The sequence below is a fragment of the Curtobacterium pusillum genome, from assembly GCF_013359865.1.
Taxonomy (GTDB): domain Bacteria; phylum Actinomycetota; class Actinomycetes; order Actinomycetales; family Microbacteriaceae; genus Curtobacterium; species Curtobacterium pusillum.
The window spans coordinates 1-270 of the sequence record NZ_JABMCE010000002.1 but is presented as its reverse complement, the minus strand read 5'-3'; the positions used below and the strand labels follow the sequence as shown (position 1 = coordinate 270).

The following is a 270-nucleotide window of genomic DNA, read 5'->3' as shown; positions in this document are numbered from 1 at the left end:
GCGCCTGTGGTTGAACGACGCCACCGGCCAGGTCGTCCGCAACGGCCTGGGCCTGCTCGGCGTGACGGCCCCGTCCCGCATGTAGCGCCGGCCGCCGCCGGCCGCCGCCGGGCCGCCGCCGGGTTCGCTGAACACCGGTGTCTTGCATCTGGGCCGCAGGCCGCCCTGGCAGGGTGGGACGCATGTCCGCAGCCACCGAGACCCCCCGGAAGCGCCGTCGCTGGCCCAGCGTGCTGATCGTCGTCGTGCTCGTCCTCGCCGCGCTCGTGG

Annotated in this window: 1 protein-coding gene; it reads left to right on the top strand. The window is 75.9% G+C overall.

The features are described 5' to 3' along the window. Positions 1 to 85: DALR anticodon-binding domain-containing protein (locus tag HP507_RS18485; RefSeq protein ID WP_175349861.1), on the top strand; the 85-nt coding region annotated here is incomplete at its 5' end. Between the last annotated feature and the right edge of the window lie 185 nt (positions 86 to 270).